General features: G+C 66.7%; 34 protein-coding genes and 1 pseudogene. 28 read left to right on the plus strand and 7 right to left on the minus strand.

The annotated features are described in order from the left end of the window. Nucleotides 1–8: 8 nt before the first annotated feature. The 7 genes from E8M79_RS07725 to E8M79_RS07755 all read right to left on the minus strand — a co-directional run bounded on the left by E8M79_RS07725 (nucleotide 9) and on the right by E8M79_RS07755 (nucleotide 4654). A complete protein-coding gene (locus E8M79_RS07725; protein ID WP_137151360.1) occupies nucleotides 9–554 on the minus strand; it encodes a hypothetical protein in 546 nt (181 codons plus the stop codon). Next, complete coding sequence (locus E8M79_RS07730) at nucleotides 551–1123, minus strand: DUF1214 domain-containing protein (RefSeq protein ID WP_137151361.1); 573 nt, start codon at nucleotides 1121–1123, stop codon at nucleotides 551–553. Before E8M79_RS07730 ends, E8M79_RS07725 begins: the two co-directional genes overlap by 4 nt. Nucleotides 1124–1232: 109 nt before the next feature. Further along, nucleotides 1233–1574: a helix-turn-helix transcriptional regulator gene (locus tag E8M79_RS07735; protein ID WP_137151362.1), complete on the minus strand. Its 342-nt coding sequence runs from the start codon at nucleotides 1572–1574 to the stop codon at nucleotides 1233–1235. 12 nt (nucleotides 1575–1586) lie between these two features. Continuing rightward, nucleotides 1587–1835: a type II toxin-antitoxin system RelE/ParE family toxin gene (locus tag E8M79_RS07740; RefSeq protein ID WP_137151363.1), complete on the minus strand. Its 249-nt coding sequence runs from the start codon at nucleotides 1833–1835 to the stop codon at nucleotides 1587–1589. A gap of 109 nt (nucleotides 1836–1944) precedes the next feature. Continuing rightward, nucleotides 1945–2202 carry a BrnA antitoxin family protein gene (locus E8M79_RS07745; RefSeq protein ID WP_137151364.1) on the minus strand — a complete coding sequence of 86 codons (258 nt, stop codon included), beginning with the start codon at nucleotides 2200–2202 and terminating at the stop codon, nucleotides 1945–1947. Beyond that, nucleotides 2162–2431: a BrnT family toxin gene (locus tag E8M79_RS07750; RefSeq protein ID WP_137151365.1), complete on the minus strand. Its 270-nt coding sequence runs from the start codon at nucleotides 2429–2431 to the stop codon at nucleotides 2162–2164. The genes E8M79_RS07745 and E8M79_RS07750 overlap by 41 nt, the downstream gene beginning before the upstream one ends. Before the next feature lie 63 nt (nucleotides 2432–2494). Then, a complete protein-coding gene (locus E8M79_RS07755; RefSeq protein WP_137151366.1) occupies nucleotides 2495–4654 on the minus strand; it encodes a PBP1A family penicillin-binding protein in 2160 nt (719 codons plus the stop codon). Nucleotides 4655–4786: 132 nt separating this feature from the next. Between E8M79_RS07755 and E8M79_RS07760 the strand changes: the two genes are divergently transcribed. From E8M79_RS07760 to E8M79_RS07890, 28 genes and pseudogenes are all read left to right on the plus strand, one after another. After that, the gene (locus E8M79_RS07760; RefSeq protein WP_137151367.1) at nucleotides 4787–5242 is read left to right on the plus strand and encodes a YcgN family cysteine cluster protein; all 456 of its coding nucleotides are present in this window, start codon (nucleotides 4787–4789) and stop codon (nucleotides 5240–5242) included. Nucleotides 5243–5332: 90 nt separating this feature from the next. After that, nucleotides 5333–5989 carry a diguanylate cyclase gene (locus E8M79_RS07765; RefSeq protein WP_137151368.1) on the plus strand — a complete coding sequence of 219 codons (657 nt, stop codon included), beginning with the start codon at nucleotides 5333–5335 and terminating at the stop codon, nucleotides 5987–5989. 95 nt (nucleotides 5990–6084) lie between these two features. Beyond that, nucleotides 6085–7341 carry an Hsp70 family protein gene (locus E8M79_RS07770; protein ID WP_137151369.1) on the plus strand — a complete coding sequence of 419 codons (1257 nt, stop codon included), beginning with the start codon at nucleotides 6085–6087 and terminating at the stop codon, nucleotides 7339–7341. Between the two features lie 353 nt (nucleotides 7342–7694). Continuing rightward, nucleotides 7695–9731 carry a methyl-accepting chemotaxis protein gene (locus E8M79_RS07775; protein WP_137151370.1) on the plus strand — a complete coding sequence of 679 codons (2037 nt, stop codon included), beginning with the start codon at nucleotides 7695–7697 and terminating at the stop codon, nucleotides 9729–9731. 243 nt (nucleotides 9732–9974) lie between these two features. Next, the gene (locus E8M79_RS07780; RefSeq protein WP_137151371.1) at nucleotides 9975–10433 is read left to right on the plus strand and encodes a hypothetical protein; all 459 of its coding nucleotides are present in this window, start codon (nucleotides 9975–9977) and stop codon (nucleotides 10431–10433) included. Continuing rightward, nucleotides 10408–11670 carry a terminase family protein gene (locus E8M79_RS07785; protein ID WP_248304935.1) on the plus strand — a complete coding sequence of 421 codons (1263 nt, stop codon included), beginning with the start codon at nucleotides 10408–10410 and terminating at the stop codon, nucleotides 11668–11670. The genes E8M79_RS07780 and E8M79_RS07785 overlap by 26 nt, the downstream gene beginning before the upstream one ends. A 42-nt stretch (nucleotides 11671–11712) precedes the next feature. Next, nucleotides 11713–12864 (plus strand): phage portal protein, encoded by a 1152-nt coding sequence (locus E8M79_RS07790; protein ID WP_137151372.1) that lies wholly within the window; start codon nucleotides 11713–11715, stop codon nucleotides 12862–12864. Between the two features lie 208 nt (nucleotides 12865–13072). Further along, nucleotides 13073–13261: a hypothetical protein gene (locus E8M79_RS07795; protein WP_137151373.1), complete on the plus strand. Its 189-nt coding sequence runs from the start codon at nucleotides 13073–13075 to the stop codon at nucleotides 13259–13261. Nucleotides 13262–13265: 4 nt separating this feature from the next. Continuing rightward, the gene (locus tag E8M79_RS18665) at nucleotides 13266–13394 is read left to right on the plus strand and encodes a hypothetical protein (protein WP_282568103.1); all 129 of its coding nucleotides are present in this window, start codon (nucleotides 13266–13268) and stop codon (nucleotides 13392–13394) included. After that, on the plus strand, nucleotides 13394–13879 hold the full coding sequence (locus E8M79_RS07800; RefSeq protein ID WP_137151374.1) for an HK97 family phage prohead protease: 486 nt from the start codon (nucleotides 13394–13396) through the stop codon (nucleotides 13877–13879). Before E8M79_RS18665 ends, E8M79_RS07800 begins: the two co-directional genes overlap by 1 nt. A gap of 14 nt (nucleotides 13880–13893) precedes the next feature. After that, on the plus strand, nucleotides 13894–15114 hold the full coding sequence (locus E8M79_RS07805) for a phage major capsid protein (RefSeq protein ID WP_137151375.1): 1221 nt from the start codon (nucleotides 13894–13896) through the stop codon (nucleotides 15112–15114). Between the two features lie 165 nt (nucleotides 15115–15279). Beyond that, nucleotides 15280–15846 carry a phage head-tail connector protein gene (locus tag E8M79_RS07810; RefSeq protein ID WP_137151376.1) on the plus strand — a complete coding sequence of 189 codons (567 nt, stop codon included), beginning with the start codon at nucleotides 15280–15282 and terminating at the stop codon, nucleotides 15844–15846. Further along, nucleotides 15843–16184: a phage head closure protein gene (locus E8M79_RS07815; RefSeq protein ID WP_137151377.1), complete on the plus strand. Its 342-nt coding sequence runs from the start codon at nucleotides 15843–15845 to the stop codon at nucleotides 16182–16184. Before E8M79_RS07810 ends, E8M79_RS07815 begins: the two co-directional genes overlap by 4 nt. A gap of 3 nt (nucleotides 16185–16187) precedes the next feature. Beyond that, nucleotides 16188–16586: a DUF3168 domain-containing protein gene (locus tag E8M79_RS07820; protein WP_137151378.1), complete on the plus strand. Its 399-nt coding sequence runs from the start codon at nucleotides 16188–16190 to the stop codon at nucleotides 16584–16586. Between the two features lie 36 nt (nucleotides 16587–16622). Beyond that, nucleotides 16623–17036: a phage major tail protein, TP901-1 family gene (locus tag E8M79_RS07825; RefSeq protein ID WP_137151379.1), complete on the plus strand. Its 414-nt coding sequence runs from the start codon at nucleotides 16623–16625 to the stop codon at nucleotides 17034–17036. A gap of 17 nt (nucleotides 17037–17053) precedes the next feature. Then, entirely contained in the window at nucleotides 17054–17368 is a 315-nt protein-coding gene (locus tag E8M79_RS07830) for a gene transfer agent family protein (RefSeq protein ID WP_137151380.1), read from the plus strand. Continuing rightward, the gene (locus E8M79_RS07835; RefSeq protein ID WP_137151381.1) at nucleotides 17365–17556 is read left to right on the plus strand and encodes a rcc01693 family protein; all 192 of its coding nucleotides are present in this window, start codon (nucleotides 17365–17367) and stop codon (nucleotides 17554–17556) included. Before E8M79_RS07830 ends, E8M79_RS07835 begins: the two co-directional genes overlap by 4 nt. Further along, nucleotides 17546–18097: a phage tail tape measure protein gene (locus tag E8M79_RS07840; RefSeq protein WP_137151382.1), complete on the plus strand. Its 552-nt coding sequence runs from the start codon at nucleotides 17546–17548 to the stop codon at nucleotides 18095–18097. Before E8M79_RS07835 ends, E8M79_RS07840 begins: the two co-directional genes overlap by 11 nt. A gap of 149 nt (nucleotides 18098–18246) precedes the next feature. Continuing rightward, a complete protein-coding gene (locus tag E8M79_RS07845; protein WP_137151383.1) occupies nucleotides 18247–18867 on the plus strand; it encodes a DUF2460 domain-containing protein in 621 nt (206 codons plus the stop codon). Then, nucleotides 18864–19754, plus strand: coding sequence for a DUF2163 domain-containing protein (locus E8M79_RS07850; protein WP_137151384.1), 891 nt, complete (start codon nucleotides 18864–18866; stop codon nucleotides 19752–19754). The genes E8M79_RS07845 and E8M79_RS07850 overlap by 4 nt, the downstream gene beginning before the upstream one ends. Next, on the plus strand, nucleotides 19751–20188 hold the full coding sequence (locus E8M79_RS07855) for an NlpC/P60 family protein (protein ID WP_137151385.1): 438 nt from the start codon (nucleotides 19751–19753) through the stop codon (nucleotides 20186–20188). The genes E8M79_RS07850 and E8M79_RS07855 overlap by 4 nt, the downstream gene beginning before the upstream one ends. Before the next feature lie 13 nt (nucleotides 20189–20201). Continuing rightward, nucleotides 20202–23930 (plus strand): glycoside hydrolase/phage tail family protein, encoded by a 3729-nt coding sequence (locus tag E8M79_RS07860; RefSeq protein WP_137151386.1) that lies wholly within the window; start codon nucleotides 20202–20204, stop codon nucleotides 23928–23930. Further along, on the plus strand, nucleotides 23923–24687 hold the full coding sequence (locus E8M79_RS07865; protein ID WP_137151387.1) for a glycosyl hydrolase 108 family protein: 765 nt from the start codon (nucleotides 23923–23925) through the stop codon (nucleotides 24685–24687). Before E8M79_RS07860 ends, E8M79_RS07865 begins: the two co-directional genes overlap by 8 nt. Before the next feature lie 75 nt (nucleotides 24688–24762). Next, nucleotides 24763–25011 carry a DUF1902 domain-containing protein gene (locus tag E8M79_RS07870; protein ID WP_137151388.1) on the plus strand — a complete coding sequence of 83 codons (249 nt, stop codon included), beginning with the start codon at nucleotides 24763–24765 and terminating at the stop codon, nucleotides 25009–25011. Beyond that, the gene (locus E8M79_RS07875; RefSeq protein WP_137151389.1) at nucleotides 25012–25206 is read left to right on the plus strand and encodes a type II toxin-antitoxin system HicA family toxin; all 195 of its coding nucleotides are present in this window, start codon (nucleotides 25012–25014) and stop codon (nucleotides 25204–25206) included. A 76-nt stretch (nucleotides 25207–25282) separates the two neighbouring features. Next, nucleotides 25283–25378, plus strand: a pseudogene (locus E8M79_RS18580) (type II toxin-antitoxin system HicA family toxin); the annotation flags it as partial. Nucleotides 25379–25429: 51 nt separating this feature from the next. Continuing rightward, on the plus strand, nucleotides 25430–25720 hold the full coding sequence (locus tag E8M79_RS07885; RefSeq protein ID WP_137151390.1) for a hypothetical protein: 291 nt from the start codon (nucleotides 25430–25432) through the stop codon (nucleotides 25718–25720). A gap of 40 nt (nucleotides 25721–25760) precedes the next feature. Then, entirely contained in the window at nucleotides 25761–26420 is a 660-nt protein-coding gene (locus E8M79_RS07890; protein ID WP_137151391.1) for a response regulator transcription factor, read from the plus strand. The last annotated feature ends 46 nt before the right edge of the window (nucleotides 26421–26466 follow it).

Here is a 26466-nt window from a genome sequence, read left to right on the forward strand (position 1 = left end):
CGTCGACGCTAGGGCTTTGGCCCGCAGGTGACCTGGGACAGGGCTTCGGCAAAGCGGGGGCGCATGACATTGTGGGGTGGGATCAGCCGCACCAGGGCAAAGAGCTGATCGACATCGGCTTCGACCACCAACAGCCCATCGGGCACATCAAGCGTCTGCTGGGCCAGAAGGCGCGTCTGGGCGGCATTGAAAATGCCCAGCTTGAGCGTCTGGTTGATGCCGTCGCGGTTGGTGGTGGAATAGGCGACGATGCCGCCCTGCTTGAGCAGGGCCACCGACCAGGGCGCCTCGGGCAGCACGCCGTTGAGATAGGCGGGGCCAGCGGTGAGATCGATGCTGCACACGCCATAGATCAGCGCCGGATCGAGCCCGAGCGGATTGGGCTGGCCGGCCTCGACCGGGGGCAGGATGACCATGCGATTGGCCGCGTCGAGCGCGGCGACGCGGGTCCAGATGGTGTCTTCGGCCAACCGGGGCAGGGTGAGGACCACCACCAGATGGATAATGCCGCCCAGCACCACGCCGCCGGCCAGCCAGAGCAGGAAGCGCGTCATGGGCAGGACTCCCGCGTGATGGCCGGCATCGAGGAGTCGCTGGAGAAGCCCGAGAAGGTCGCCGTGTCATAAAGGCTCAGCACCAGGCTGAACGGGCCGTCGCCGCTGAGCTCGAGCCAGTTGCCGGCCGCCAGATGCTTGCCGATGGTGATGGCGATCGCGCCATCATTGGGCCGGGCGAGGCCTGACGAGCGCAGCACCGGATCGGCATCGGACGCGGCGATATTGACGCCCTGGGCATCGACCGCCACCAGCGTCCAGCCGGTGGCCAGCGGCGTCATGCCGGCAATGACATAGCTGCAGTCGCGGGTCAGCGGCTCGCCATTGCTGTCGGCCGTGGCGGTGAAGCGAATGCCCTCGGCCTGGCCAAGCTGCAGATGCCCCTCGCGCACCAGAAAGCTGCGCGTATAGGGATTGGGCGTGGGCGAGCCGGCGTCGGGCCAGGCGGCCCAGGGGCCGATCTCGACCGCGCCAAACAGGCGGCCATCGGTGAGCGCGTAGTAGCTCAGCCCGAAGCCGACCCCCAGCGCCACGGTGCACATCATCAACAGATAGAGGACGAAGCGCATCGGGTCAGCAGCTCGGATGGGGAAACGGCATGGGCGGCGTCAACCTGCGCAAGGACAGTGCCAAGCCTATAGCAAGGGGGGCGGGGAGTCGAAAGGGTGCAACCAGGGCTCAGACCAGATCATCGATGCGCACGCCCAGCGCCAGCGCCAGCCGGCGCAGGGTTTCGACCGACCCCGTTTTGCGGCCGGCTTCAATCTCGGCAATCTGTACCCTGTTGACGTCGGCCGCCGCCGCCAGGCTTGCCTGCGTCATCCCGCGCAGGTCGCGATAGACCCGCACCGGGCTTTCCCGGTTGAGCAGGCGCGCGACAAATTGAGCCGGGATCAGTTCTTCGCTGCCATCCGCCAGGGCAGCCTTGGCACTGTCGAACGCGGCGACATCAGCCAGTTCCTCGGCGGCCGCCAAGAGGCGCTGGTATTCGGCGACAGTGATCGTGATCATCTCGTTCATGCCGGATCCCCTTCAGTCGTAGATGCTGCCGCGCGACCCGATGTCCAGCACGGCCAGGACAACGCCATCCTCCATGATGACGCGCCAGTCCCCAACGCGCAGCCGGATCGCGTTGCGTCCCTGCAGCCTCTTCACATTATTGGCCTGGGACGCCGGATCGGCCGCATAGTCTGCGATCTTTTCCTGTATCCGCCGCGCCGTCGTGACCGGCATCCTGAGCAGGGCGCGCACCGCAGCCTTGGAATACAGCACGTCTTTCATGGCAGAAATGTAGCTTATGGCGACATTTTCGTCAACAAGACCGAGGGCAAACCACTGTCGGTCGGCGAGGGGGCGTTGACGCTAGTGCGGCCCGGCAAACTGGTCTGGCTCACAGGCCCATGGCTTTGCGCAGCAAGGCGTTGGCGCGACTTTGCCAACCCGGACCGTCCGCCTTGAGTCGATCAACCACATCGGCGTCCAGACGGATGTTTATATGAAGTTTGGGCTGGGCCAAGGGGGGACGTCCGCGTTTCACAAGCCTGCCGTCATGATGCTGGTCCGCCCGGGCAAACCAGTCGTCGGTAAGCTCGGGCGCGTCGTCCGGATCAACCCAGGAAGCGGCCGTATCGGGCTTGTTCTCGATCATTGGCTTTCCTCATCGATATCACGTGGCGCGCTGGGCCCCGCTGCGTCCACACCAGCACGACCATGCGGGCATCCAGCCGGCCCACCGTGATCACCCGCTCCTCACCATAGTCAAAACGGTCATCGATGAGATCATAGGTATGGCCGGCAAAGACGATGGCGGCGTCGGCAAAGTCCAGTCCGCTTTCGAGCAGCGTCTTTCGCTTGGCTGGATCGACGCTGATCTGCATCGCCTAGATGGACCCTTACCGTGCCGAACACAAGGTTTTCGTGGGTACAATAATCCTGGTGGCCTAGAGCGCTTCCGTGGATGTGGGGACCGGGGCTTGCGCCTCGATCTTGCCGCCGCCGGCGGCGAGGTCCGCTTTGAACATGTCGGCCAGGTCCACCAGCTTGCGGGCGGCCTGGGGCGTCAGGCTGGGGGGGCGCTGTTCCTGCTCGGCCTCGAGCGTTTCGGCATCGCTGGCCGCCACAATGGTCGGCTCGGGGGTGAAATCGACGCCGAACACCGGCTTGATCTCGATATTGGTATGGGCATAGGCCATGAACTTCTGCCAGGCGATGGCCGGCAGCGTGCCACCTGTCAGATTATTGGTCGGGTGGTAATCATCATTGCCGAACCAGACGGCAGCCACATAATTGCCGGTGAAGCCGCAGAACCAGGCGTCGCGATAGGACGAGGTGGTGCCCGATTTGCCCACCGCAGGCACGCCCTCGATGGTGGCCCGACGACCGGTGCCGCCGGTGACCACGCCGCGCAGCATGGCGTTCATGTTGGCCACGGTGGTTTCGCTCAGGATACGCTCGCGCGGGGCATCGGGGTTGTAGTCATAGAGCACCGTGCCATCCAGGGCCGACAGCCGCGTGATGCCGAACGCCGGCGTCTTGTAGCCATGGTTGGCCAAAACGGCATAGGACGAGGTCATGTCCAGCACCGAGACCGAGGCCACGCCCAGCGCCAGCGAGCGGGTGACCGGATAGTCGGCCTGCAGGCCCATGCGGTGGCTCAGCGCAGCGATCGTATCGCGCCCGGTCTTGATCGACAGCGTCACCGGCACGGTGTTGAGCGATTGCGCAAAGGCGCTGGCCAGGGTCACCGAGCCCTTGTAGCTGCGGCCATAATTCTGTGGGCACCAGTCGCCGATGCAGACCGGGCGGTCGGTGATGACATCGGCAGGGGTGAGCCCGAGCTGCTCGAAGGCCTCGGAATAGACGAAGATCTTGTAGGCCGAGCCGGGCTGGCGGGTGGAGACGATGGCGCGGTTGAACTGGCTCTTGCCATAGTCGGTGCCGCCCACCATGGCGCGGACGGCGCCCTGGGTGTCGGTGACCACCATGGCGGCCTGGGCGACATCATATTGCTCGGCGCCCTCATGCACGGTCGAGACCACGGCATCGACGGCATATTTCTGCAGCGTGGTGTCGATGGTGGTGCGGACCACAAAGTTGTTGCCGGCGGTGCCGCTGGCCTCGATGAGCTTTTTGGCTTCGACGAACGCCCAGTCGAGGAAGTAGTTGGGCGAATTGGCATCGACCGCGCGGTCGATGGGGGTCGCCGGATGGCGCCGGGCAGCGGCCACCTGGCCCTCGGTGAGGAAGCCGGCAGCCACCATATTGGACAGCACCAGATTGGCGCGGCCGCGCGCCGCCGCCAGATCGGCATGCGGGGCATAGCGGGTGGGAGCCTTGAACAGGCCCGAGAGCATGGCGGCCTCGGCCAGGTTGATGTCCTGCACCTTCTTGCCGAAGTAATAGTCGGACGCGGCCACCACGCCGAAATTGCCGCCGCCCATATAGGCGTGGTCGAAATAGAGCTTGAGGATCTGGTCCTTGCTGTAGTGCCACTCGAGCCAGACGGCCAGGAACGCCTCGATGACCTTGCGCTCGATGGTGCGTTCCGAGCTCAGGAACAGGTTCTTGGCCAGCTGCTGGGTGATCGAGGAGCCGCCCTGGGTGGAGCTGTCGCCGCCGGCATTGCTGACGATGGCGCGCAGCGTGCCGACCACGTCGATGCCGAAGTGGTCGTAAAAGCGCCGGTCCTCGGTGGCCAGGGTCGCCTTGATCAGATAGTCGGGCATATCGGCCAGAGCCACCGAATCGTCCGAGCGGATGCCGCGGCGGCCGATCTCGGTGCCGAAGCGATCCAGGAACACGACAGAATAGTCCTCGGCGCGGTTGAACTCGCCCACGGCGGTGGCATTGAAGGCGGGCAGGGCCAGCGCCACCATCAGCACGCAGCCGATGGCGAAGAAGGAAAAGCCGTCCGAAAGGATTTCCACGAACAGGCGCTTCAAGCCGCTGACGCGGAAGATCGAGAAGGCGTCCTGCAGCCGCATCCAGCTGCGGCCCATGCGTTGGGCGGAGTCATAGAGCGAGGAATCAAGCCAGGCATCGGCCGCCAGCAGGCTCGAGCCCTTCTTGCGCTTCTGCTTGGTATAGAACGGATCCTGCACCGATTTCCCCACTAGGCGCCTCACGCAGTGTTGTCCGCAAGGCGTGGCAATGCAACGGTATCGCTGCAATATGATTGCCCTTGGCGCCAGACAAGCGCAAACCGGCAACAGCTTTAAGATGACTGGGTTAAAATGGCCTTCTGGGACGAAAAGACGCTCGATCAAATGAGCGAGACCGAATGGGAGGCCCTGTGCGACGGTTGCGGCCGCTGCTGCCTGATCAAGCTGGAAGATGAGGACACCGGCCAGATCATCACCTCCGATGTGCGCTGCCAGCTGCTGGACGGCGACAGCTGCGCCTGCACCGACTATCCCGGCCGCCAGGCCAAGGTGCCCGACTGCATCAAATTGACGCCGCAGAACGTCACCGAGATCGCCTGGATCCCCACTACCTGCGCCTATCGTCGCATTGCCGAGGGCAAGGGCCTGGCCTGGTGGCATCCGCTGATTTCGGGCGATCCGCAGACGGTGGTGGACGTGGGCGTGTCGGTCTCCGGCCGCACCGTGCTCGAATCCGATGTGGAGCCGGACACCTGGGAAACCCATGCCGTGGACTGGCCCGAGTTCGAGCCGCCTGACGAGCTCTAGCGCCAGGGCAGATTGGTTTACTGCGCGTTAACCATCTTGTGTCCAGATCAGCGGGCAGACGGGCTGCGATTGGCCTAGGATGGGCATCAGATGACCGACAATTCGCTCGCAAAAGACGCTGACGGCAGTTTCTGGCAGCGGGTGCGCGATGCGCTCGACAATCTGCGCCCCATGCGCAGCGATGCCAGCATGGGCTATCGCCAGGCCGCCATGGCCCGCGCCATCGGACTCAAGCAGAAACTGGGTGCCCAGATCGACGCCGAACTGGCCTCCGGCTGGGCCGCCGCTGCGGGCCGGCATGTGTCGCTGAGTCTGTTGGTCATCGAGCTGGACCTGATGAACGACTATGGCGCCTGCTATGGCAAGGACGCTCTCGACGATGCGATTGCTGCGGTCACCGCTGTGCTGGTGCGCGGCCTGCCACGGGCCAGCGACAGCTGCCTGCGGCTGGGCCAGTCGAGCTTTGTGGTGGTGCTGCCTGACATGCCGGTGCTGATGGCTCGCGCCACGGCGGCAAAATACCACGAGGCCATCCGCGAGCTCGGCCTGCAGCACAAGGAAAGCCATGTGGGCCTGGTCACCGCCAGCATGGGCCTGGCCGTGAGCAATCCGCGCGGCAGCTATGATCGCAAGTTCTTCGAAGCCGCTGCCGAGGCCGTCAAGCGCGCCCAGCGCAAGGGCCTGGGTCGCATCGAAACAACCGACCTGCGCCCCGCCCAGGAGCGCAAGCGCGCCCGCCGCGCCTGATCGCCGACCGGGACCGGTTGCGTCCCGCGCCATCACCCCTTAAGAGAGCCGTCCCCTGCGGCGCCGGCGCGCCGGCTCTCCCATGGATGATTGGCATGACCCAAGCTTGCGGCCTCGACTTTGGCACGTCCAATTCCACCATTGCCCGGCTCGATGCACGGGGCATTCCACAACTGCTGGCGCTCGAGGATGGCAAGCCCACCATTCCCAGCGTGATCTTCTTCGGCTTTGAGGATGATTCGATCCATTTCGGCCGTGCGGCGGTGGCCGAATATGTCACCGGTGCCGACGGCCGGCTGATGCGCTCGCTCAAGAGCGTGCTCGGCACGGCGCTGATCGGCGACAGCACCCGCGTCAAGGCGCGCAGCTATGGCTTCATCGAAATCCTCGGCCTGTTCATTGCCGAGCTCAAGCAGCGGGCCGAGGGCGGGCTGGGCCACGCGGTCGACAGCGTGGTCTGCGGCCGGCCCGTGCACTTCGTCGATGATGATCCGGTGGCCGATGCGCAGGCGCAGGAGCAGTTGGCCGGTGCCGTGCGCGCCCAGGGCTTTGCCCATGTCGATTTCCAGTTCGAGCCCATCGCCGCCGCACTCGACTATGAGCGGCAGGTGACGCGCGAACGTCTGGCGCTGATCGTCGACCTGGGCGGCGGCACCTCTGACTTTTCGGTGGTGCGCGTGTCGCCCGAGCGGGCTCGCGCCACCGAGCGGGGCGGGGACATTCTGGCCACGGCGGGCGTACACATCGGCGGCACGGACTTTGACCGGCTGCTGTCGATGGCCAAGGTGATGCCCGAGCTGGGCCTGGGCAGCCTGACCCGCGACGGCAAGCGGCACCTGCCGGTGGCGCCCTATTATGATCTCTCCACCTGGCACCGCATCAACCGGCTCTACAATGCCAAAGCGCTGCGCGACCTGCGCGGCACCCGCAATGAGGCGCGCGAAAGCGCGCGGGTCGAAACCATGATCGAGCTGATCGAAGACCGGCTCGGCCATCGCCTCGTGGGCGCGGTGGAAGCGGCCAAGATCGCGCTGTCGGACAGCGACAGCACGCCCTTTGCCTTCCCGGTGCGCGAGACGGTGCTGGCCACCACCATGACGCTGGCGGACCTCACCGAGGCCCTGCGCCTGTCCGTGCAGCGCATCGAGGACACCATTGCTGAGACGTTGCGCCGGGCCGGCGTGGGCATTGACGCCATCGACAGCCTGATCCTCACGGGCGGTTCCACCCAGGTGCCGGCCATTGCCCGCCGGCTCGAAACGCTTTTCCCCGACGCCGAACTGGTGCGCACCGACGTGCTGGGCAGCGTGGGGCTGGGCCTGGCCATGGACGCGCGCCGCAAGTTCGGCTGAGGTCCGGCCCGCGTGGATCGTGGGACAAAATGGGCGGCATCTTGCGTCCAGACGCAGGGGTGCCGTTTACCGGATATTTATATTTCCATAGCAGAATTTAAACGCGAACATTCCAAGCCGCTAGTCCCAAACTCAACAGGGCCGCACCATCACTTGGCGGGTAGGAAGTTGTCGCCGAGTGGGGAAGATCGGTGATGTCTGGGCGCCTGTTATGGCGAAGATAACCCCCGGTTCGACTTGCCTGTAATTCTATGGGTAGCAGTGTCGCGCTGGTGAGGTGGCCTCTGAAGGGGCGACAATTCTCGCGATCCACTGCGTGAAATCTGCTTTGCGGCTCGCTGAGGGAACCACATATGAAACGGCCATCGATCAAGCTTGCGCTCACCGCGCTGCTCTTTACCATCCTCATTGCAGCGACCGGCCAGGGCGCTGGCGCCATTCTCGGCCTGCTCGGCATTTCCAGCAGCGTGGCGCAGATCGAGGAGAATTGGTTGCCGTCCGTGGACACGGTGCACAGCCTGAACACGCTGACCTCCGACATGCGCATCGCTGAGTCTTCCCACATCCTGTCCACCGATCCTGAGATCATGAAGCAGGTCGAAGGCGAGTTCACCAGCCTCTATGCCCAGTTCGAGACGCTGAGCGCCCGCTACGAGGCACTGATCTCCTCGGAAGAGGAGCGCAAGGGCTGGGGCGAGTTCAAACGTCTGTGGTCCGACTACATGACACACCACGAGGAGCTGCTCGCGCTGTCGCAGCAGAACCAGAACACGGAGGCCAATGCCATCTTTGCCGGGCCAATGCGCGATGAATTCGTCGAGGCCAGCGCCGTGCTGCTGGACCTGGTTGAGCTCAACGTCAAGGGCGCCGAGACTGAAGCCGCCAAGGCGTCCAGTACCACCAACACCGTGGTGGTCGTGACTATCGCCATCCTGGCTCTCGTGCTCGCCGTGGTGATTGGCGCGTTGCTCTATACGCTCAGGGGCGTGCTCAAGCCGCTGACCGACATCACCGCCCGCATTGGGACGCTGGCGGGTGGCGAACTGCGCGCCGTCGTGCCCTATGCCGGGCGCAAGGACGAGATCGGCACCATTTCCGATGCTGTCGAAGTGTTCCGCCAGAGTGCCCTCAGAATCGAGGAAATGAACGGCGAGGAGGCCATTCGTACCGGCCAGACGCGCGAGCGCGCCGCCGCCATGGGCAAGCTGATGGACGGGCTGGCCATGGCTGTGGATGCGGCCATCGAGGGCGACTTCACCCGCCGCATTGCCCTTGATGTCCCCGACGCCGACCTGCAGGCGGTGGCCAAGAACGTCAACGATCTGCTGGCCACGGTCGATGCCGGCGTCGGCGAAACCGGCCAGGTGCTGGCGGCGCTGGCCCAGACTGACCTGACCCAGCGCATGCACGGCGACTATCGCGGCGCCTTTGCCCAGCTCAAGGCCGACACCAATGCGGTGGTCGACAATCTGGGCGCCGTCGTCGGCCAGCTGCGTCGCACCTCAGGCGGGCTCAAGACGGCCACGGGCGAAATCCTGGCGGGCGCCAATGACCTGGCCGAGCGCACCACCAAGCAGGCCGCAGCCATCGAGGAAACCTCGGCGGCCATGGAACAGCTCAACGGCACCGTGGTGGAGAACGCCAAGCGCGCCGAACAGGCCTCGACCAAGGCCCAGGCCGTATCCGAGACGGCCGCGCTCACCGGCGAGGTGATGGCCAAGTCCAATGAGGCGATGGAACGCATCTCCACCTCATCGGCCAAGATCTCCAATATCATCGGCCTGATCGACGACATCGCCTTCCAGACCAACCTTTTGGCGCTGAATGCCTCGGTCGAGGCCGCTCGGGCGGGCGATGCCGGCAAGGGCTTTGCCGTGGTGGCCGTGGAAGTCCGCCGCCTGGCGCAGAGCGCCGCCTCGGCGTCGGCCGAGGTCAAGGTGCTCATCGAGCAATCGGCCAATGAGGTCAGCTCGGGCAGCAAGCTGGTGAGCGAAGCCACCACCAAGCTCAACGACATGCTGGCCGGCGTCACCGAAAGTGCCGCCCTGATCCGCGGTATCTCCAGCGCCAGCCGCGAACAGTCCAACGCCATTTCCGAAGTCTCCACCGCTGTGCGTCAGATGGACGAGATGACCCAGCACAATGCCGCGCTGGTGGAACAGACCAATGCGGCCATCGAGCAGACCGAGGCCCAGGCCAATGAGCTCGACCAGATCGTGGACCGCTTCGTGGTGGGGGCCGATGCCGCCCGCACCGCCAGCCCGACAGCGAGCGGTCAATCAGCCCCGGCCCGCGGCATCAAGGCGCTGCAGCAAAAGGCCAAGGCCGCCGCAACCGCCTTCCGCTCCTCGGGCAATGCGGCCGTCAAACAGGATTGGGACGAGTTCTGATCGAAAGCGAAACCGCGGCGCCACAGAGGGCGCCGACGGCATAGACGATTGAAACATGCAAAGGACGCGCTGCCCAACACGGGTGGCGCGTTTCTTGTTTGGGGGGAGGGGCCCACCGGCGCCGGAAGCCGGGTGCGCAGAAAACTATCCAACAAATCCCCGCGTGACGGGGCCATGCTATTGTTCAGGCATAGTCGGAGAACTGGGTAAGTCGGCAGGGGCCGCACCGGCAGCGAGACAGCCATGCTTGAAGAGATCCCGACCGCGACCGGCACCATCGACTGGGACGCGGTGCAGCGGGACTATGAGCAGGGCGATGCCCGGCTGGTCGAGATTTACGAGGCCCACGGCGTGACGGCGGCGCAGCTGCGCTATCGCCGCGAAACGCACAACTGGAAGCCGCGCCACAACTGCAACCAGCGCGTTGCGCCCATGATCAACCGCATGCTGCGGGCGCTGGACAATCAGGTGCGCCAATTGGAGAAGCTGATGAGCAATGGGGTGGACGAGGCGGGTGAGAGCCGCCCGGAGACACGGCTGGACAAGAACGCAGCGCTGCTGAGCATCATGACCCGTACACTCGAAAAGCTGATCGAGATTGACGGCGCGCAGCGCGCGGGCCGGCCGACACAGAACAAGCAGACCAGCGACATCCGCAACAAACTGGTTGCCCGCATTGAACAGCTCAAGCAGCAGCGTTGAGGACGCCGACATCGCCCTGGCGATGGCGCTCGAACCGCGTGACCTCGACCAGATCTATTTCGACTGGCTGACCTGGGCCGAGCCGGCACAACTGCCGCCTGAGGGCGACTGGACCACCTGGCTGATGATCGGTGGCCGCGGGGCGGGAAAGACCCGGGCCGGCGCCGAATGGGTGCGCCGACTTGCCACGGAGGGCGTGACGCCGATCGCGCTGGTGGGCCAGACCATGGCCGAAGCGCTGGCCGTCATGGTGTGCGGGCCGAGCGGCCTGCTCAGCGTCCATCCCAAGCAGGAGATGCCAGTGCTGCGCGACAAGACGCTGACCTGGCCCAATGGCGTGACGGCCAACGTCCTTTCGGCCAGTAATCCCGAGGGGTTTCGGGGGCCGCAATTTGCCGCCGCCTGGTCTGACGAAATCGGCAAATGGCCGCATGGTGAGGCCGCGTGGGACATGCTGCAATTTGGCCTGCGCCTGGGCGAGAACCCGCGCCAGATGGCCACGACCACGCCGCGGCCGACCAAGCTGATCCGCCGGCTTCTGGCCGACCCGCGCACCGCGGTGACCCGGCAGCGCACCGACCAGAACCGCTTTCTGGCACGGGGATTTCTGGAGCGCGTCGTCGAGCGCTATCGCGGCACAGTGCTGGGCCGGCAGGAGCTGGACGGCGAATTGATCGAAGACGATCCGGGCGCACTCTGGCAGCGGGGCATGTTCAAGCCCTTTGCTGGCGACGAGACGGGGCGGGTGATCGTGGCCGTGGACCCGCCGGTGACCGGTACGGCCCGCTCGGATGCCTGCGGCATTGTCGTGGCTGCGCGGGTGGGCGAGGGCGCCGTGGTGCTGGAGGACTGTACGCTCAAGCCGGCGGCGCCGCTGGCCTGGGCGCGCCGCGCCGTAGCGGCCTTTCACGCCCACAAGGCCGACGCCATCGTGGCCGAGGTCAACCAGGGTGGTGATCTGGTCAAGGCCGTGATCGCGCAGGTGGACGCGACTGTCCCCGTGCGTGCCGTGCATGCCAATCGCGGCAAATGGCTGCGCGCCGAACCCGTGGCCGCGCTCTATGGCCGGGGACTTGTGCGCCATGTGCCGGGGCTGACGGCGCTGGAAGACGAAATGTGCGCCTTTGGCGCCGACGGCCGCAGCGACGGCCATTCACCCGACCGCGTCGATGCGCTGGTCTGGGCGGTGACCGAACTGCTGCTCAACCAAAATATGCCCAGGGTGCGCGGGCTCTAGGGGCAGGGCGCCACGCCCGACCGAGAACAGGAAAACAACACCATGCCGAACTGGATCAACCGCCTGCTCGGCGGGCGGGACAACGCGCCGGCCGAACGCAAGGCCTTTGCCGGGCACACGCTGCTCAGCCTCAGCCAATTGGGCGCGGCCAATTGGAGCCATCGCGGCTTTGCCAGCCTCGTCAACGAGGGCTTTGGCAAGAACCCGGTGGTCTATCGCTGCGTGCGGCTGATCGCCGAAACCGCCAATCGGGTGCCACTGGTGGTGAGCGAGGGAGGCAGGCGGGTGGACGAGCATCCGCTCGCGACCCTGGTGGCGCGGCCCAATGGGCGGCAGTCGGGTGGGGAACTGCTCGAGGCCATCTATGCCTATCTGCAGACGGCGGGGAATGCCTATCTGCAGGCGGGGATTGTCGATGGCGAGGTGCGCGCGCTGTTCTGCCTGCGGCCCGATCGCATGAAGGTGGTGGCCGGCAGCGACGGCTGGCCGATGGCCTATGACTATACCGCCGGCGGGCGGACCATCCGGCTGCGGCAGGACGAGGGGCCGGTGCCCTCGGTGCTGCATATGGCGCTGTTTCACCCGCTGGATGATCACTATGGCATGGCGCCGCTGGAGGCGGCGCAGACCAGCCTCGATATCCACAATGCCGCCGGGCAGTGGAACAAGGCGCTGCTCGACAATGCGGCGCGGCCCAGCGGCGCCCTGGTCTATTCGGCCGGGCAGAACCTGACCGAGGAGCAGTTCAACCGGCTCAAGGACGAGCTGGAGGCCAATTTCTCCGGCGCGGGCAATGCCGGGCGGCCCATGGTGCTCGAAGGCGGGCTGGACTGGAAGACCATTGCGCTGACGCCGCGCGACATGGATTTCATCGAGGCCCGCCATGCCGCCGCACGCGACATCGCGCTGGCCTTCGGCGTGCCGCCCATGCTGCTCGGCCTGCCGGGCGACAATACCTATGCCAATCTGGCCGAAGCCAACCGCGCCCTGTGGCGGCAGACACTGATCCCGCTGGTAATCCGCGTGGCCAGCGAACTCAGCACCTGGCTGGGGCCGGCATTTGATGGCGCGACGATAGTGCCGGACTTCGACGGCGTCGAAGCGCTGGCCGAGGATCGCGCGGCGCTGTGGAGCCGGGTGGGCGGAGCAGAGTTTTTGAGCGACGCGGAGAAGCGGGCGATGTTGGGGATCTGAGCAAAGCACTAATCATGCGCAAGAATCTTCCGAAACTGACATGTCAAATGTCAACCGCACGCCGCAAAGACGCACGAGTCCGGCCGGAAATGTCGTTCAAAAACAATGCCCCCGATTGTCGCCAGCCCAACGGTCGGTTGACCGTACCAGGGCCGCTTTATTCTCCATAGCGGTCCCATCGGACCACAGGCTTTTGAGGAGACATAAAATGGACGACCTCACACGCACCGTCATCGAGCGTGGGGACCTGGCTCATCTGGCCCTGTTCCTGTGGGCCAGTGGTGCCTCGGCCCTTCTGGTGTGGGCGCTTCGGGAGATGGCCAAGGTGAATCAACACTTCAACGACTTCGTGCAGGAAATCGCCAGCCTGAATCGCCTTTTCAGAGAGGATGACTAAGCCCATGGCAAACAAGAGCAATCGCGAGACGGCGCAGCAGACGTTCCGCCAGTTCGCCTGGAATCTGGCCGGCACGCTGGCCCAGCCCAAGACGAGCGCGCCAACGCCCGGCAAACCGGGCAGCAAGCGCTGATGGCGCCGCCCAAAGGGCGCATTCCGCTCGATGCCGACGGGCGCTTTTCCGGCTATGCCAGCGTATTCAACCGGCGCGATGATGGCGGCGACGTGGTGATGCCGGGTGCCTTTGCCCGCAGCCTCGCCCGCCGGCGCAACCGCATCCGCATGCTGTTCCAGCACGACCCCAAGGAGCCGGTGGGCATCTGGGACAGCATCGCCGAAGACGGGCATGGCCTGTTCGTCGCCGGCCATCTGGTGCCCGGCGTCGAACGCGCCGATGCGCTGCGGCGGCTGATTGCCGAGGGGGCGCTGGACGGCCTCTCCATCGGCTTTCGCACCGTGCGGGCGACCAAGGCCAATGGCCTGCGCCAGCTCTGGCAGATCGACCTCTATGAAATCTCCATCGTGACTTTCCCCATGCTCGAGGACGCGCGCATCGCGCGCCCCGACCTGGCGACCGGCGCCGCCATTGCGGCCGCCACTCAATCCATCCGCAACTGACAGGACAGACCCTGATGACCACCAGCAGTGACGGCCTTGAAACCAAGGCCGGCGCAGGGGGCGATATTGCCGCTCTCTTCGCCGAGTTCTCGACCGCCTTTGAAGAGTTCAAGGCCACCAATGACCAGCGCCTGGGCGAGCTGGAAAAGCGCGGCAGCGCCGACGGGCTGCTGGAGGGCAAGCTCGACCGGCTCAATGCCGTGCTCGACAGCAACAAGGCGGCCATGGACCGCGCGCTGCTTGACCGCGCCCGTCCGCAGCTCGACGGCAAGGGTGCCCCGACCGACAGCGAACACAAGGCGGCCTTTTCGGCCTATGTGAAGCGCGGCGAGGAAAAGGCACTCTCGATTGGCGTCAATGCCGATGGCGGCTATGTGGTGCCGCCCGAGACCGAGACGGAAATCACCCGGCTGATGACGGTGCTCTCGCCGATCCGCGCCATTGCCGGCGTGCGGCAGGTGTCGGGCGCGGTCTATAAGCGCCCCATTTCGGTGACCGGGCCGGCCGTGGGCTGGGTTGGCGAGACGGCGGCGCGACCGATCACGGCGTCCCAGACGCTGGCCGAGCTGAGCTACCCCACCATGGAGCTCTATGCCATGCCGGCGGCAACGGCGGCCTTTCTCGACGATGCCGCCGTGGACGTGGGCCAGTGGATCGCCGACGAGGTCAACGCGGCTTTTGCGGCGCAGGAGACCACGGCCTTTGTCACCGGCAATGGCGTCAACAAGCCCAATGGCTTCCTGGCGGCCACGGCGGTGGCCGAGGCGAGCTGGAGCTGGGGGAACCTGGGCTATATCGCCACCGGCGCGGCCGGGGCGCTGCCCACCAACAATGCCAGCGACGTGCTGATTGACCTGGTCTATGCGCTCAAGGCCGGCTATCGCCAGAACGCCTCCTGGGTGATGAACCGCAAGGTGCAGGGCGCGGTGCGCAAGCTCAAGGATGCCGACGGCAACTACCTCTGGCAGCCGGCGGCCACCGCCGATGGCAAGGCGCGGCTGATGGGCTTTGACCTGGTCGAGGCCGAGGACATGCCCAACATCACAGCCAACTCGCTGTCGATTTCCTTTGGCGACTTCCGCCGCGGCTATCTGATCGTCGACCGCCAGGGCGTGAGCGTGCTGCGCGACCCCTTCAGCGCCAAGCCCTATGTGCTGTTCTACACCACCAAGCGCGTCGGTGGCGGCATTGCGGATTATGACGCCATCAAGCTCCTCAAGTTCGCCACTTCGTGAGGTCCGTGAGCCTGGCCACCGGAAGCGGAGGCCCTGTGCTCCGGTGCTCACGTACTCACAGTACGCTGCGCTCCGGTGCGCGGGCCTCCACTCCATCTGACTCAGGCTGACGGACCTCACATCGCGGCGCCGTGCCCCACTGACAGAGAGCCGAAAGGCAAAAACATGATTTCCTATCTTCTGGCGGGACCCGCGCAGGAGCCGGTGGCGCTTGCCGAGGCCAAGGCCTTTCTCAAGGTGGATGATGCCGCCGAGGACGGGCTGATTACGACGCTGATCGGCGCGGCGCGGCTGCATATCGAGGGCGTGACCGGGCGGGCGCTGCTGGCGCAGGACTGGCGCGTGGTGCTCGACGCCTGGCCGGACAACCGCCATGTGCGGCTGCCGGTCGGGCCGCTGCTGAATGTCATCGCCATCAAAGCCTATGACGATGCCGGGGCGGGCCATGCCGTGCCGCTGGCGCAATTCCTGCGCGAGCCAGAGGCGCTGGTGCTACCGGCGGCAGTCGCCGGCATGCCGGCGCTGCGCGAGCGGCAGGGGCTCGAGATCGACTATCGGGCCGGCTTCGGGACGGACGCCGATGACGTGCCGCAGGATATCCGCCAGGCCCTGCTGGTCTTGCTCGGCTATTGGTTCGAGCACCGCGACGCGGTGATCGTGGCGGGGTCAGGCGCGGTGGTGCCATCGGGCTTTGACCGGCTGGTGGCCGGCTACAGGCGGGTGCGGCTGTGAGCGAGGCTCGTCCGCCCATCGGCACCATGACCGACCGCGTGACGCTCAGGCGCCGCGAAATGGTGAGCCAGCCAGAAGGCGGCCATGTGGCGCTCTTCGTGCCACTGGCTAGCGTCTGGGCGCGGGTGCGCTCGCTGCGCGGGCGGCAGGGCACCAGCGCCGATGGCCGCGCGGTGGAGATTTCCCATGCGGTGGTGCTGCGCTTTCGCAGCGACATCGCCCCGGGCGACCGCATTCTCTATCGCGGCCGGGCGCTCGATGTGGTGAGCGCGGCGGACCTTGACGGGCGCCGCGCCTTTCTCAGCTGCGCCTGCAGCGAAACCAGCTTCACGGGGTAGGCCATGCATCCCATTGCGCTTGTGCAGACGGCGCTGGTGGCAGCGCTCAAGACTGATGCGGCGCTGCTGGCCATCACCGGACCGGACGGCGTGTTTGACGCCGCGCCGCGCGACCGGCCGCCGCCCTATGTGGCGATTGCCCGCCATGACCTGGCGCCGCGCGACGGCGATGGCACGCCGGGCTTTGAGCATCGGCTGCTGCTGGCCTGCTGGGGCGACCAGCCCAGCCGCAAGCGGGCGCTGGACATGGCCGAGCGCGTGGTGGCGCTGGCCCTGGCGCTGCAGGCGCCGGGGCTGGTGCTCAGCCATATCGACCATATGCGCACCGAAAGCGTGATCGATGCAGAGACCGGGCTGGCCAGGGCCGCCGTGAGCCTGCGGATGTTCAGCGAGGCGGGCTAGGGGCCGGCCGTTAACGCAATCACAGGGGACAGAACCATGGCCGCCCAAAGCGGACGCAACATGCTGCTCAAGCTCGACCAGAGCGGGGCGGGCAGTTTTCTCACCGTGGCCGGCCTGCGCACGCGGAGCCTGGCCTTCAACGCCGCCAGCGTCGACACCACCGACCAGGAAAGCGCCGGGCGCTGGCGCGAGTTGCTGGCCGGCGGCGGCATCAAGCGGGCGTCAGTGTCGGGCAGCGGCGTGTTCAAGGACGCCGCGTCGGATGCGCAGATCCGCGCGCTGTTCTTTGCCGGCACCATCCGCAACTGGCAGCTGATCCTGCCCGATTTCGGCGTGGTCGAAGGGCCGTTCCAGATCGTGGCGCTGGAATTTGCCGCCGACCATGCCGGGGAAGTGACCTTCGAGCTGGCGCTGGAAAGCGCCGGCGAACTCGGCTTTGCCGCCATCTGACAAAAAGGGACTGATCCATGGCCATTGCACACCGGGGCGAGATCGACGCCACCATTGGCGGCGAGGTGATGACGCTGTGCCTGACGCTGGGCGCGCTGGCGGAACTGGAAAGCCGGCTGGAAGCCGGGGACCTGGTCGGGCTGGCCGAGCGTTTCAGCGCCGGTCGCATCGCGGCCCGTGACCTCACGGCGATCCTCGGGGCCGGACTGCGCGGCGGTGGCCACGCCATCACCGATGACGATCTGGCGCGGCTCAGCATCGAAGGCGGGCTCAAGGGCGCCGCCGAGATCGCCGTGCGCCTGCTCAAGGCCAGCTTTGGAGAGGCGGCATGACGCCCTTTCCCTGGAGCGACGCCATGCGCTTTGGCCTTGGCGTGCTGCGCCTGCCGCCCGAGCAATTCTGGCGCATGACGCCGCGCGAGCTGGCGGCGGCCTGGGGCGCGCTGATGGGCGTCCGGGCGGGGCCGCTGGAGCGGCGCGATCTCGATGGACTGATGGAGCGTTTCCCCGATGGCCGATGAACTGTTTCCCGACGGGTTCCGCGACGAACTGGGCAGCGTGGCGACCGAGCTCGACCGCATCGGTGACCTCGCCAATGGCGTGGCTCGCAGCATTTCGACGGCGTTTCGCGGCGCGCTCACCGAGGGCAAGTCGTTCAAGTCGCTGCTGGGCGATATTGCCCGCAGCTTTGCCGATATTGCGCTCAAGGCGGCGGTCAAGCCGTTGGGCGATCTGCTCGGCGGACTGGTGGGCCAATTGTTCACCGCTACCAATCCGGCGCTGGGCGGCGTGACGCCCTTTGCCAAGGGCGGGGTGATCGCCACGCCGCGCTATTTTCCGCATGGCGGGGGCCTCGGTCTGATGGGCGAGGCGGGGCCCGAGGCCGTGCTGCCGCTGCAACGCGGCGCCGATGGGCGGCTGGGCGTGGGCGGCGGCGGCAACGGCGCGGTCAATGTCACTTTCAATGTCACTGCCAGCGACGCGCGCAGCTTTGCCGCCTCCGAAGCCGACCTCAGCGCCATGCTGCTGCGGGCCGTGCGGCGCGGCACGCGGGGTTCGTGAGCCAGCAGACCTGGCGGCTCCTTCGCCTCCCGCCCCCTTGAGAGGAGGGAATGAGGATGGGGGGCCGTCAGTGACACACCAAACTACCCCCACCCCCAACCCCTCCCCTCAAGGGGGAGGGGAGGCTGACTGAAGACTCGGAGGATACCATGGCCTTTCATGCCATTCGCTTTCCGCTCGATATTGCGCTGGGGGCGCGGGGCGGGCCGGAGCGTCGCACCGATGTAGTGACGCTGGCGGGCGGCGGCGAGCAGCGCAATGGGCGCTGGCAGCACAGCCGCCGCCGCTACAACGCCGGCTATGGCGTCAAGTCGCGCGCCGATATGGCGGCGGTACTGGCGTTTTTCGAGGAACGGCGCGGGCGGCTGCATGGCTTTTTGTGGCGCGACGGGCTCGACCATTCGAGCGGCGGGCCGGTGCCGCTGCCCACCGACCAGCTGATCGGCACGGGCGACGGCAGCCGCACCAGTTTCCAGCTGACCAAGCGCTATGGCGCCAGCTTTGACCCCTATCTGCGCCCGATCAGCAAGCCGGTGGCGGGTTCGGTGCGGGTGGCGGTGGCGGGCGTGGAGCGGACGAGCGGCTGGAGTGTCAGCAGTACGACGGGTGTCATCAACTTTGCCGTACCGCCGGCCAGCGGCGCGGCGATCACAGCGGGCTTTCTGTTCGACGTGCCGGTGCGCTTTGACACCGACCGGCTCGACGTGGAGCTGACCAGTTTTGACGGCGCCGAGGCGCCCAGCATTCCCCTGGTGGAGATCCTGCCATGAGACAGCTCGAGGCAGGGTTTGCCGCCCATCTGGCGCAGGGCGAAACGACGCTGTGCCATTGCTGGCGGCTGACGCGGCGCGATGGACTGGTGCTCGGTTTCACTGACCATGACGGCGTGCTGAGCTTTGATGGCACCAGCTTTGCCCCGGCCAATGGGCTGGATGGCGGCACGGTGCCGGCGCGGCTGGGCAGCCAGGTCGACACCGCCGAGGTGCTCGGCGTGCTCGATGCCGAGGCGATCAGCGAAGACGATATTCTGCTCGGGCGCTATGACGGCGCAGAGGTCGAGACCTGGCGGGTGAACTGGGCTGACGTGAGCCAGCGCCTGCTGTTGCGGCGCGACAGTATTGGCGAGATCACGCGCGAAGACGGCGTGTTCCGTGCCGAACTGCGTTCGGCCCAGCAGGGGCTGAACGCCACCCATGGCCGCATCTACCAGAGCTTGTGTGACGCCCGGCTGGGCGACAGCCGGTGTGGGGTGAGTCTCGCCAGCAGCACATGGCGCGGCACGGCAACCGTGGTGACGGTGGAGGACCCCTACCGGGTGCGCGTGAGCGGGCTGGGTGGCTACGAAGCCGGATGGTTTGCCTTCGGTAGCGCGGCCTGGTTCAGCGGAAAGCGGACCGGCCTGCGCGATGGCGTGCTGAGCCATGGGCGCAGCGGCGGCAATGACACGCTGGGCTTTGCCCTGCGCGTGGGCGATTGGGTGGCGCCGGGCGATACGCTTGAGGTTACAGCCGGCTGTGACCGGCGCTTTGAGACCTGCAAGGCCAAGTTCGGCAATGCCGTCAACTTCCGCGGCTTTCCGCATATTCCGGGCAGCGACTATGTGCTGCGCCATCCGCGCCAGGGCGATGCGCTCGACGGCAAGGCGGTGGTGCCATGACGGGTGACAGGGTGGTCGCGGCAGCGCAGAGCTTTCTGGGCACGCCCTATCGGCATCAGGCGGCGATGGCAGGGGCCGGTTGCGATTGCCTGGGCCTGCTGCGCGGCGTGTGGCGCGCGCTCTATGGCGAGGAACCCGGGCCGGTGCCGCCCTATCGCGCGGATCGGCGCGACCCAGCAAATGCGGGCGCCCTCGCGGACGCCGCTGCGCGTTTTCTGCTGCCCACCGAGGCGCCGCTGGCGGCGGGGCAGGTGGTGCTGTTTCGCATCGGCAGCGATGCCGGGCCGCGCCATTGCGCGGTTCTGGTCAGCCCGACGCGTTTCATCCATGCCCAGGAGCATCTGGGCGTGGTGGAGGCCAATCTGACCGAGGGCTGGGCGCAGCGCATCTGGGGGCGGTTTACGTTTCCCGACCGGGCCGAGCGGCCCGACTGACAAGGATTTTCTGATGGCAACTCTTGCTCTGTCGCTGGCCGGTCAGGCTGTGGGAGGCCTGGTGGGTGGACCCATCGGCGCCACCATCGGGCGGGCGCTGGGTGCCCTGGCTGGTAGCGCCATCGACAATGCGATCTTTGGCGAGGCGCCGCAGACTGCCCCGGCCGATATCCGCCTGCAGGGCTCGAGCGAGGGTGGGGCAGTGCCCCGGCTCTATGGCTGGAGCCGGCTGGCGGGCAATATTATCTGGGCGCGCGAACTCGAACGGCTGGGCGGCGATAGCGCCGGGGCCAAGGGGCTGGGCGAGAGCGAGGCCGACGAAGTGGGCGCCAGCTTTGCCGTGGCCTTTTGCGAGGGCGAGGTGCAGCGGCTAGGCCGCATCTGGGCTGATGGGCAATTGCTCGACACCAGCGGGCTGACGCTGCGCTTTTATCGCGGCACGCAGACACAATTGCCCGACGGGCTGATCGAGGCGACCCAGGGCGTGGCGCCGGCCTATCGCGGGTTGTGTTACCTCGTGGTGGAAAGCCTGCCGCTCAGCCGCTTCGGCAACCGCATTCCGCAATTGAGCGTCGAGCTGTGCCGCGTGGTCGGCGAGTTGGAGCCGCAGATCCGCGCGGTGACGCTGATCCCCGGCGCGACAGAGTTTGGCTATGACCCTGTGCCGCGCCTGCGCCTGCTCGGGCCGGGCGCCAGCACGGGCGAGAATATCCATGTGCCGGGCGGTGGCAGCGACTGGAACTGGTCGATCGACGAGCTGACCGCGCTCTGCCCCAATCTGCGCCATGTGGCGCTGGTGGTGGCCTGGTTTGGCGACGATTTGCGCTGCGGGCAATGCCAGATCACGCCACGCGTTGAAGGCGCGGTGCGCCCGATGCTGGACACCGACTGGTCGGTGATGGGGCTGGGGCGCGGCGATGTGCCGGTGGTGACCAGCCATGCCGGCGGGGCGGCCTATGGCGGCACGCCGTCGGACCATGCGGTGCGCGCCGCCATCGCCGATCTCAAGGCGCGCGGCCTGGGCGTGACGCTCTATCCGCTGATCATGATGGATATTGCTGCAGGCAACAGCCTGCCCAACCCCTATGGCGGGACGGGCCAGCCGGCCTATCCCTGGCGCGGCCGCGTCACCTGTGATCCGGCGCCCGGGCAGCCGGGCACACCGCATCTGGGCGCGGCGGCGAGTGCGCAGGTGGCCGATTTCGCCGCGCGCTATCGCAGCATGGTACTGCATTATGCCGGGCTGGCGGCCAGCGCAGGGGGCGTCGACGCCTTCATCATCGGCAGCGAAATGGTGGCGCTGACGGGCGTGCGCGGGCCGGGCACCAGCTTTCCTTTTGTCGATGCGCTGGTGGGTCTGGCGAGCGAGGTGCGCGCCATTGTGGGACCAGCGACGCGGCTGACCTATGCGGCGGACTGGAGCGAGTATTCCGGCGTCCAGGCGGGGGGCGAGAAGGTCTTCCACCTCGATCCGCTCTGGGCTTCGGCAGCCATCGACGCGGTGGGCATCGACAACTACATGCCGCTGGCGGACTGGCGCGACGGCGCCGGACATCGCGACGCCGAAGACGCGGCCAGTCCCTATGGGCTGGACTATCTGCGCGCCAATATCGCGGGCGGCGAGGGCTTTGACTGGTATTATGCCGGCGACGCCGACCGGCAGGCGCAGAACCGCACGCCGATCACCGACGGCGCCCATGGCGAGCCCTGGGTGTGGCGCTACAAGGATATCCGCAGCTGGTGGAGCCAGCCGCATCACGACCGCCCCGGCGGCGTGCGCAATGCGTCTCCGACGGCCTGGGTGCCGGCCAGCAAGCCGATCTGGTTCACGGAATTGGGCTGCGGCGCGGTCGACAAGGGCGCCAACCAGCCCAATATCTTCGGCGACCCCAAGAGCGCCGAAAGCGGGCGGCCATATTTTTCCTCGGGCCTAACGGACCCGCTGATGCAGCGCCAACTGCTACGGGCGCACCAGGCCTATTGGCGCGATGGCGCGCATAATCCGCCAGGCATGGTGGATGTCGATCGGCTTTATCTGTGGAGCTGGGACGCGCGGCCCTACCCGGCCTTCCCGGCCCGGCTCGACGTCTGGTCGGACGGGACCAATCACCGCGCCGGCCATTGGCTGACCGGGCGGCTGGGCGGGCTGGCCAGCGACGAGCTGGCGCTAGCCATCGCTGCCGAGCATGGCGTGGCACTCAAGGCCGAACCGGCTCTGCCCTTTGTGTCGGGCTATGCGCTGGGCACGGTGAGCACGGCACGGGCGGCGCTGGAGCCGCTGCTGGCGGCGACAGGGCAGAGCGTGGCCAATCGCAGCGATGGGTTGTGGCTGGCGCGGCCGCGTCCGACCACGGCGCTGACCGTCGCGCCCGAGCATCTGGCAGAGGACGAGGGGCCGGTGCTGGCGCGCAAGCGCAGCGACCCCGCCGAAGTGCCGGGGCGGTTGGCGCTGAGCTTTGTCGACCGCGAACGCGACTATCTCGGAGGTGCCGTGACGGCGCTGGCGCTGGAAGAGGGGGCGCTGGCGACGGAATCCCTGCCGCTGGTGCTCGATGGCACGGCGGCGCGACTGGCGGCAGAACGCCTGCTTGATGCCCAGGGCGGGCGGATCGAGACCGTCGAGCTGGCCTTGCCACCAAACGCCTTGCAACTGGAAGCGGGTGATCTGCTGGCCATTGCCGGGATCACCGACGGACCATTCGAAATCACCGACATCCGCGACGGCGCCACGCGGCGCATCAGCGCGCGCAGCCTGCCGCGCGATGGCGCTGTGGCCAGCGCGCCGGACCGTCCGCTGGCGGCGGGCGCGGGGGTCAAACTACCCAGCGTGCCGCTGCTGGTGGCGGCGCATCTGCCGCCGCTGCCGGACGACCCCAGCCAGTCGCGCCTGGTGGTTGGTGGCCATGCCACGCCCTGGCCGGGTACGCTGCAACTGGCCGACACCGCCACCGGCGCCAACCTGCTGACGCTGCAGCGCGGTGCTGGGTTGGGCGAGACGGCAACGGCCCTGGGGCCGGGGCCAAGCGCGGTTTGGGATCGCGGAACGGGCTTTGAAATCATCCTCTATGCCGGCCATCTCGCGTCGGTGACGCCGCAGGCGGCGCTGGCGGGCAGCAATCGCCTGGCCGTCGAGACCGACGCCGGAGGCTGGGAGGTGATCGGCTTTGCCGAGGCGGTGCTGGTGGCGCCGGGGCGCTATCGGTTGAGCCACCTGCTGCGCGGGCTGGAGGGCAGTGGCCCCGCCAGGGGACCCATTGCCGCCGGTCGGCGCGTCATGCTGCTCGATGGCCGTGTGGCCAGCCTGCCGCTGGCGGCGGACTGGCTGGGCGAGACGAGGAGCCTGCGCGCCTATGCCGGCAGTGACGATATGACCGGTACGGCACTGGAGATCTCACTGGACGCGGCGCCGGCCCTGCCGCTGCCACCGGTGCATTTGCGGGCGCTTCGGCTGGATAGCGGCGATATCGCGCTGACCTGGCAGCGCTGCAGTCGCGCCGATGGTGCCGGCTGGGGCCTGCTCGACGTGCCGCTGGAGCATGTGCCGGAGCGCTATTCCCTGACCATCACCAGCGCCGGACTGACGCTGCGGACACTGGAGCTGACGGCGCCGTCCGCGCTCTACGCGCTGGCCGATCAGACCAGCGATTTCGGCGGTCCGGCGACCGCTTTTGACTTCGCTGTGGCCCAGATCAGCCCCGTGCTGGGCGCGGGATATGGTGCAACGGGAGAGTTCCATGGCTGAAGCGCGCTTTGAAGCCTGCCTCGCAATCGTGTTGGGGCACGAGGGCGGCTATGCCGACCATCCCGCCGATCCCGGCGGCGCCACCAATCTGGGTATCACCCGCCGAACACTGGCCGATTGGCGTCAGGTGTCACCCTGGTGGGCATTGCCAAAGGCTGAGGTGCGCGGATTGCAGAGGCCAGAGGCGGCGCGGATTTATCGGGCGCTCTATTGGCAGCGTTGCCAGGCCGACGACCTGCCGAGTGGGCTCGACCTGGCGCTGTTCGACTTCGCCGTCAACTCCGGGCCCGACCGGGCGATCCGCCAGATGCAGCGCCTGCTGGGCGTTGTGGCCGATGGCCGGATCGGCCCGATCACGCTTGCTGCAATCGCCACGCGCAACGCCGGGCCAGCCCTTGCAAGCCTGATCGCCGGCCTTTGCGACGCCCGGCTTGGGTTCCTCAGCCGGCTCAAGGGCTTTGCCACCTTCGGCAAGGGCTGGACCCGCCGCGTCGCCGCCATCCGGTCGGCGGCGCTGGCCGCGTCCGGCAGTCCGTTACCATCTCAATCACCACACAAGGGGAGGTCCGCCATGGACATTCTGAACGGCTACAAGACCTATATTACCGCCATCTTCATGCTGCTGGCCGGCCTTGCCCAGGCCTTCGGCATCGACCTGCCGACGCTCGAGGGCGGCTCGTCCGGCCAGATGATCATGGAGGCGCTGGCGCTGATCTTTCTGCGCCAGGGCATCAAGACCGGCGCGGGGCAGGGGTGACGCAAGGCCGTTGCATTCAGGCCCCGCGTCGCCGATATCTGTAGGTAGGCATACTCAAACCGGGACAGGACGCCGATGGCAAAGCGCGTGTTCACCGTGACCGCCCGTTGGGACGACGAGGCAGAGGTCTACTTCGCGGAAAGCGACATTATCGGCCTGCATATCGAGGCGACCACCATCGCCGAGTTCGAGGCCGTTATGCTCGATTTGGCACCAGGCCTGGTGATCGCCAACCATGTCACCAAAGAAGAGCTGCGTTCCATCCCCCCGCAGGACCTGATCCCGACGATCATCTGGCAACGTCCTGTGCCAGAGGCGGCATGATTGGTCGCGGGCTACTACAAGCTGATAATTGGTGAGCTTCGTCGGCTTGGCTACACAAAGCTGGGCAATGCCAAGGGCTCGCACGAGAAATGGGTCGACCAGGCTGGCAAGGTCATGATCGTGCCGCACAATCTCAAGAGCCGACACACGGCCAACGCTATCCTCAAGGATGCCGGTAGTGCAGAGAAGATATGATGGCCTGAACGGAATGCCCTGCGTCCGCAGGTGTAGTGGTTCTACAGCTAGCAAGAATGCGAGAGAGAATTATGCCGTCGCTGGGCGCTATTTTACCATCGACGCCGGGACAAAGTCGCGGCATACAGCCAATGAGACGCTCAAGCAGGCCGGCCTGCCCAAGGCGTTCTGAGCGGGTGCCGCATTCATGTCCCATTCAGTTTCCGCGCCGTAGTGTGGGCCCATGAAAACCTCGATTCCCCATCTTCCAGCGACGATTGCCCTGGCCCTTGTGCTGGCGCTTGCCGGCGGCACGGTCGCTCAGGCTGAGTGCCTGGACAATCGCCAGATCCAGGAAGCCGTGTCCTCCGGCCAGATCATGTCCTTGGCCGATGTGCTGAATTCGGCCGGTATCGACGGCAGCGCCCAGGTGCTCAATGTCGCCGTTTGTGACGAGGGCGGTCGACTCGTCTATAAGATCGGTGTGCTGACCGCCTCGGGCGCAGCAGAAAACCTGGTGCTGGACGCCCAATAGTCCAGCCGCACAAGACCAGTCGCACTTCCGGGGGCCGCCGATGCGCATACTTGTCGTCGAGGACGATACCAACCTCAATCGCCAGCTCAAGGATGCGCTGACCGAGGCCGGCTATGCCGTGGACGTGGCCTTTGACGGCGAGGAAGGGCACTTCCTGGGCGACACCGAGCCCTATGACGCGGTGGTGCTCGATATCGGCCTGCCGCAGATGGACGGGTTGAGCGTGCTGGAGGAATGGCGCCGCGCCGGCAAGACCATGCCGGTGCTGCTGCTGACAGCGCGCGACCGCTGGAGCGACAAGGTGCAGGGCATCGACGCCGGCGCCGATGACTATGTCGCCAAGCCGTTCCACATGGAAGAAGTGCTGGCCCGCATCCGCGCCCTGGTGCGCCGCGCGGCGGGCCTGGCCTCCAATGAAATCGTCGCCGGCACGGTGCGGCTCGATGCGCGCTCGGGCAAGGTGACCGTCGATGGCCAGTCGGTGAAGCTGACCAGCCATGAACTGCGCCTGCTGAGCTATCTCATGCACCACAAGGGCAAGGTGATCTCGCGCACCGAACTGACCGAGCATCTCTATGATCAGGATTTCGACCGCGACAGCAATACCATCGAGGTCTTTGTCGGCCGCCTGCGCAAGAAGCTGCCGGATGACTGCATCCAGACCGTGCGCGGCCTCGGCTACCAGATCGCGGAAGACTAGGGTTGGCCCGGCGTCTGCATGAGGCCAGCCTGGCTGTGACCGCCGC

This window comes from Devosia sp. FKR38 (genome assembly GCF_005222805.1).
In the GTDB taxonomy this organism is placed as follows: domain Bacteria; phylum Pseudomonadota; class Alphaproteobacteria; order Rhizobiales; family Devosiaceae; genus Devosia.

Coding starts and splice junctions, on each gene's coding strand:
- E8M79_RS07725 (WP_137151360.1), bottom strand. CDS start 554: ATGACGCGCTTCCTGCTCTGGCTGGCCGGCGGCGTGGTGCTGGGCGGC.
- E8M79_RS07730 (WP_137151361.1), bottom strand. CDS start 1,123: ATGCGCTTCGTCCTCTATCTGTTGATGATGTGCACCGTGGCGCTGGGG.
- E8M79_RS07735 (WP_137151362.1), bottom strand. CDS start 1,574: ATGAACGAGATGATCACGATCACTGTCGCCGAATACCAGCGCCTCTTG.
- E8M79_RS07740 (WP_137151363.1), bottom strand. CDS start 1,835: ATGAAAGACGTGCTGTATTCCAAGGCTGCGGTGCGCGCCCTGCTCAGG.
- E8M79_RS07745 (WP_137151364.1), bottom strand. CDS start 2,202: ATGATCGAGAACAAGCCCGATACGGCCGCTTCCTGGGTTGATCCGGAC.
- E8M79_RS07750 (WP_137151365.1), bottom strand. CDS start 2,431: ATGCAGATCAGCGTCGATCCAGCCAAGCGAAAGACGCTGCTCGAAAGC.
- E8M79_RS07760 (WP_137151367.1), top strand. CDS start 4,787: ATGGCCTTCTGGGACGAAAAGACGCTCGATCAAATGAGCGAGACCGAA.
- E8M79_RS07765 (WP_137151368.1), top strand. CDS start 5,333: ATGACCGACAATTCGCTCGCAAAAGACGCTGACGGCAGTTTCTGGCAG.
- E8M79_RS07770 (WP_137151369.1), top strand. CDS start 6,085: ATGACCCAAGCTTGCGGCCTCGACTTTGGCACGTCCAATTCCACCATT.
- E8M79_RS07775 (WP_137151370.1), top strand. CDS start 7,695: ATGAAACGGCCATCGATCAAGCTTGCGCTCACCGCGCTGCTCTTTACC.
- E8M79_RS07780 (WP_137151371.1), top strand. CDS start 9,975: ATGCTTGAAGAGATCCCGACCGCGACCGGCACCATCGACTGGGACGCG.
- E8M79_RS07790 (WP_137151372.1), top strand. CDS start 11,713: ATGCCGAACTGGATCAACCGCCTGCTCGGCGGGCGGGACAACGCGCCG.
- E8M79_RS07795 (WP_137151373.1), top strand. CDS start 13,073: ATGGACGACCTCACACGCACCGTCATCGAGCGTGGGGACCTGGCTCAT.
- E8M79_RS18665 (WP_282568103.1), top strand. CDS start 13,266: ATGGCAAACAAGAGCAATCGCGAGACGGCGCAGCAGACGTTCCGCCAG.
- E8M79_RS07800 (WP_137151374.1), top strand. CDS start 13,394: ATGGCGCCGCCCAAAGGGCGCATTCCGCTCGATGCCGACGGGCGCTTT.
- E8M79_RS07805 (WP_137151375.1), top strand. CDS start 13,894: ATGACCACCAGCAGTGACGGCCTTGAAACCAAGGCCGGCGCAGGGGGC.
- E8M79_RS07810 (WP_137151376.1), top strand. CDS start 15,280: ATGATTTCCTATCTTCTGGCGGGACCCGCGCAGGAGCCGGTGGCGCTT.
- E8M79_RS07820 (WP_137151378.1), top strand. CDS start 16,188: ATGCATCCCATTGCGCTTGTGCAGACGGCGCTGGTGGCAGCGCTCAAG.
- E8M79_RS07825 (WP_137151379.1), top strand. CDS start 16,623: ATGGCCGCCCAAAGCGGACGCAACATGCTGCTCAAGCTCGACCAGAGC.
- E8M79_RS07830 (WP_137151380.1), top strand. CDS start 17,054: ATGGCCATTGCACACCGGGGCGAGATCGACGCCACCATTGGCGGCGAG.
- E8M79_RS07835 (WP_137151381.1), top strand. CDS start 17,365: ATGACGCCCTTTCCCTGGAGCGACGCCATGCGCTTTGGCCTTGGCGTG.
- E8M79_RS07840 (WP_137151382.1), top strand. CDS start 17,546: ATGGCCGATGAACTGTTTCCCGACGGGTTCCGCGACGAACTGGGCAGC.
- E8M79_RS07845 (WP_137151383.1), top strand. CDS start 18,247: ATGGCCTTTCATGCCATTCGCTTTCCGCTCGATATTGCGCTGGGGGCG.
- E8M79_RS07850 (WP_137151384.1), top strand. CDS start 18,864: ATGAGACAGCTCGAGGCAGGGTTTGCCGCCCATCTGGCGCAGGGCGAA.
- E8M79_RS07855 (WP_137151385.1), top strand. CDS start 19,751: ATGACGGGTGACAGGGTGGTCGCGGCAGCGCAGAGCTTTCTGGGCACG.
- E8M79_RS07860 (WP_137151386.1), top strand. CDS start 20,202: ATGGCAACTCTTGCTCTGTCGCTGGCCGGTCAGGCTGTGGGAGGCCTG.
- E8M79_RS07865 (WP_137151387.1), top strand. CDS start 23,923: ATGGCTGAAGCGCGCTTTGAAGCCTGCCTCGCAATCGTGTTGGGGCAC.
- E8M79_RS07870 (WP_137151388.1), top strand. CDS start 24,763: ATGGCAAAGCGCGTGTTCACCGTGACCGCCCGTTGGGACGACGAGGCA.
- E8M79_RS07885 (WP_137151390.1), top strand. CDS start 25,430: ATGAAAACCTCGATTCCCCATCTTCCAGCGACGATTGCCCTGGCCCTT.
- E8M79_RS07890 (WP_137151391.1), top strand. CDS start 25,761: ATGCGCATACTTGTCGTCGAGGACGATACCAACCTCAATCGCCAGCTC.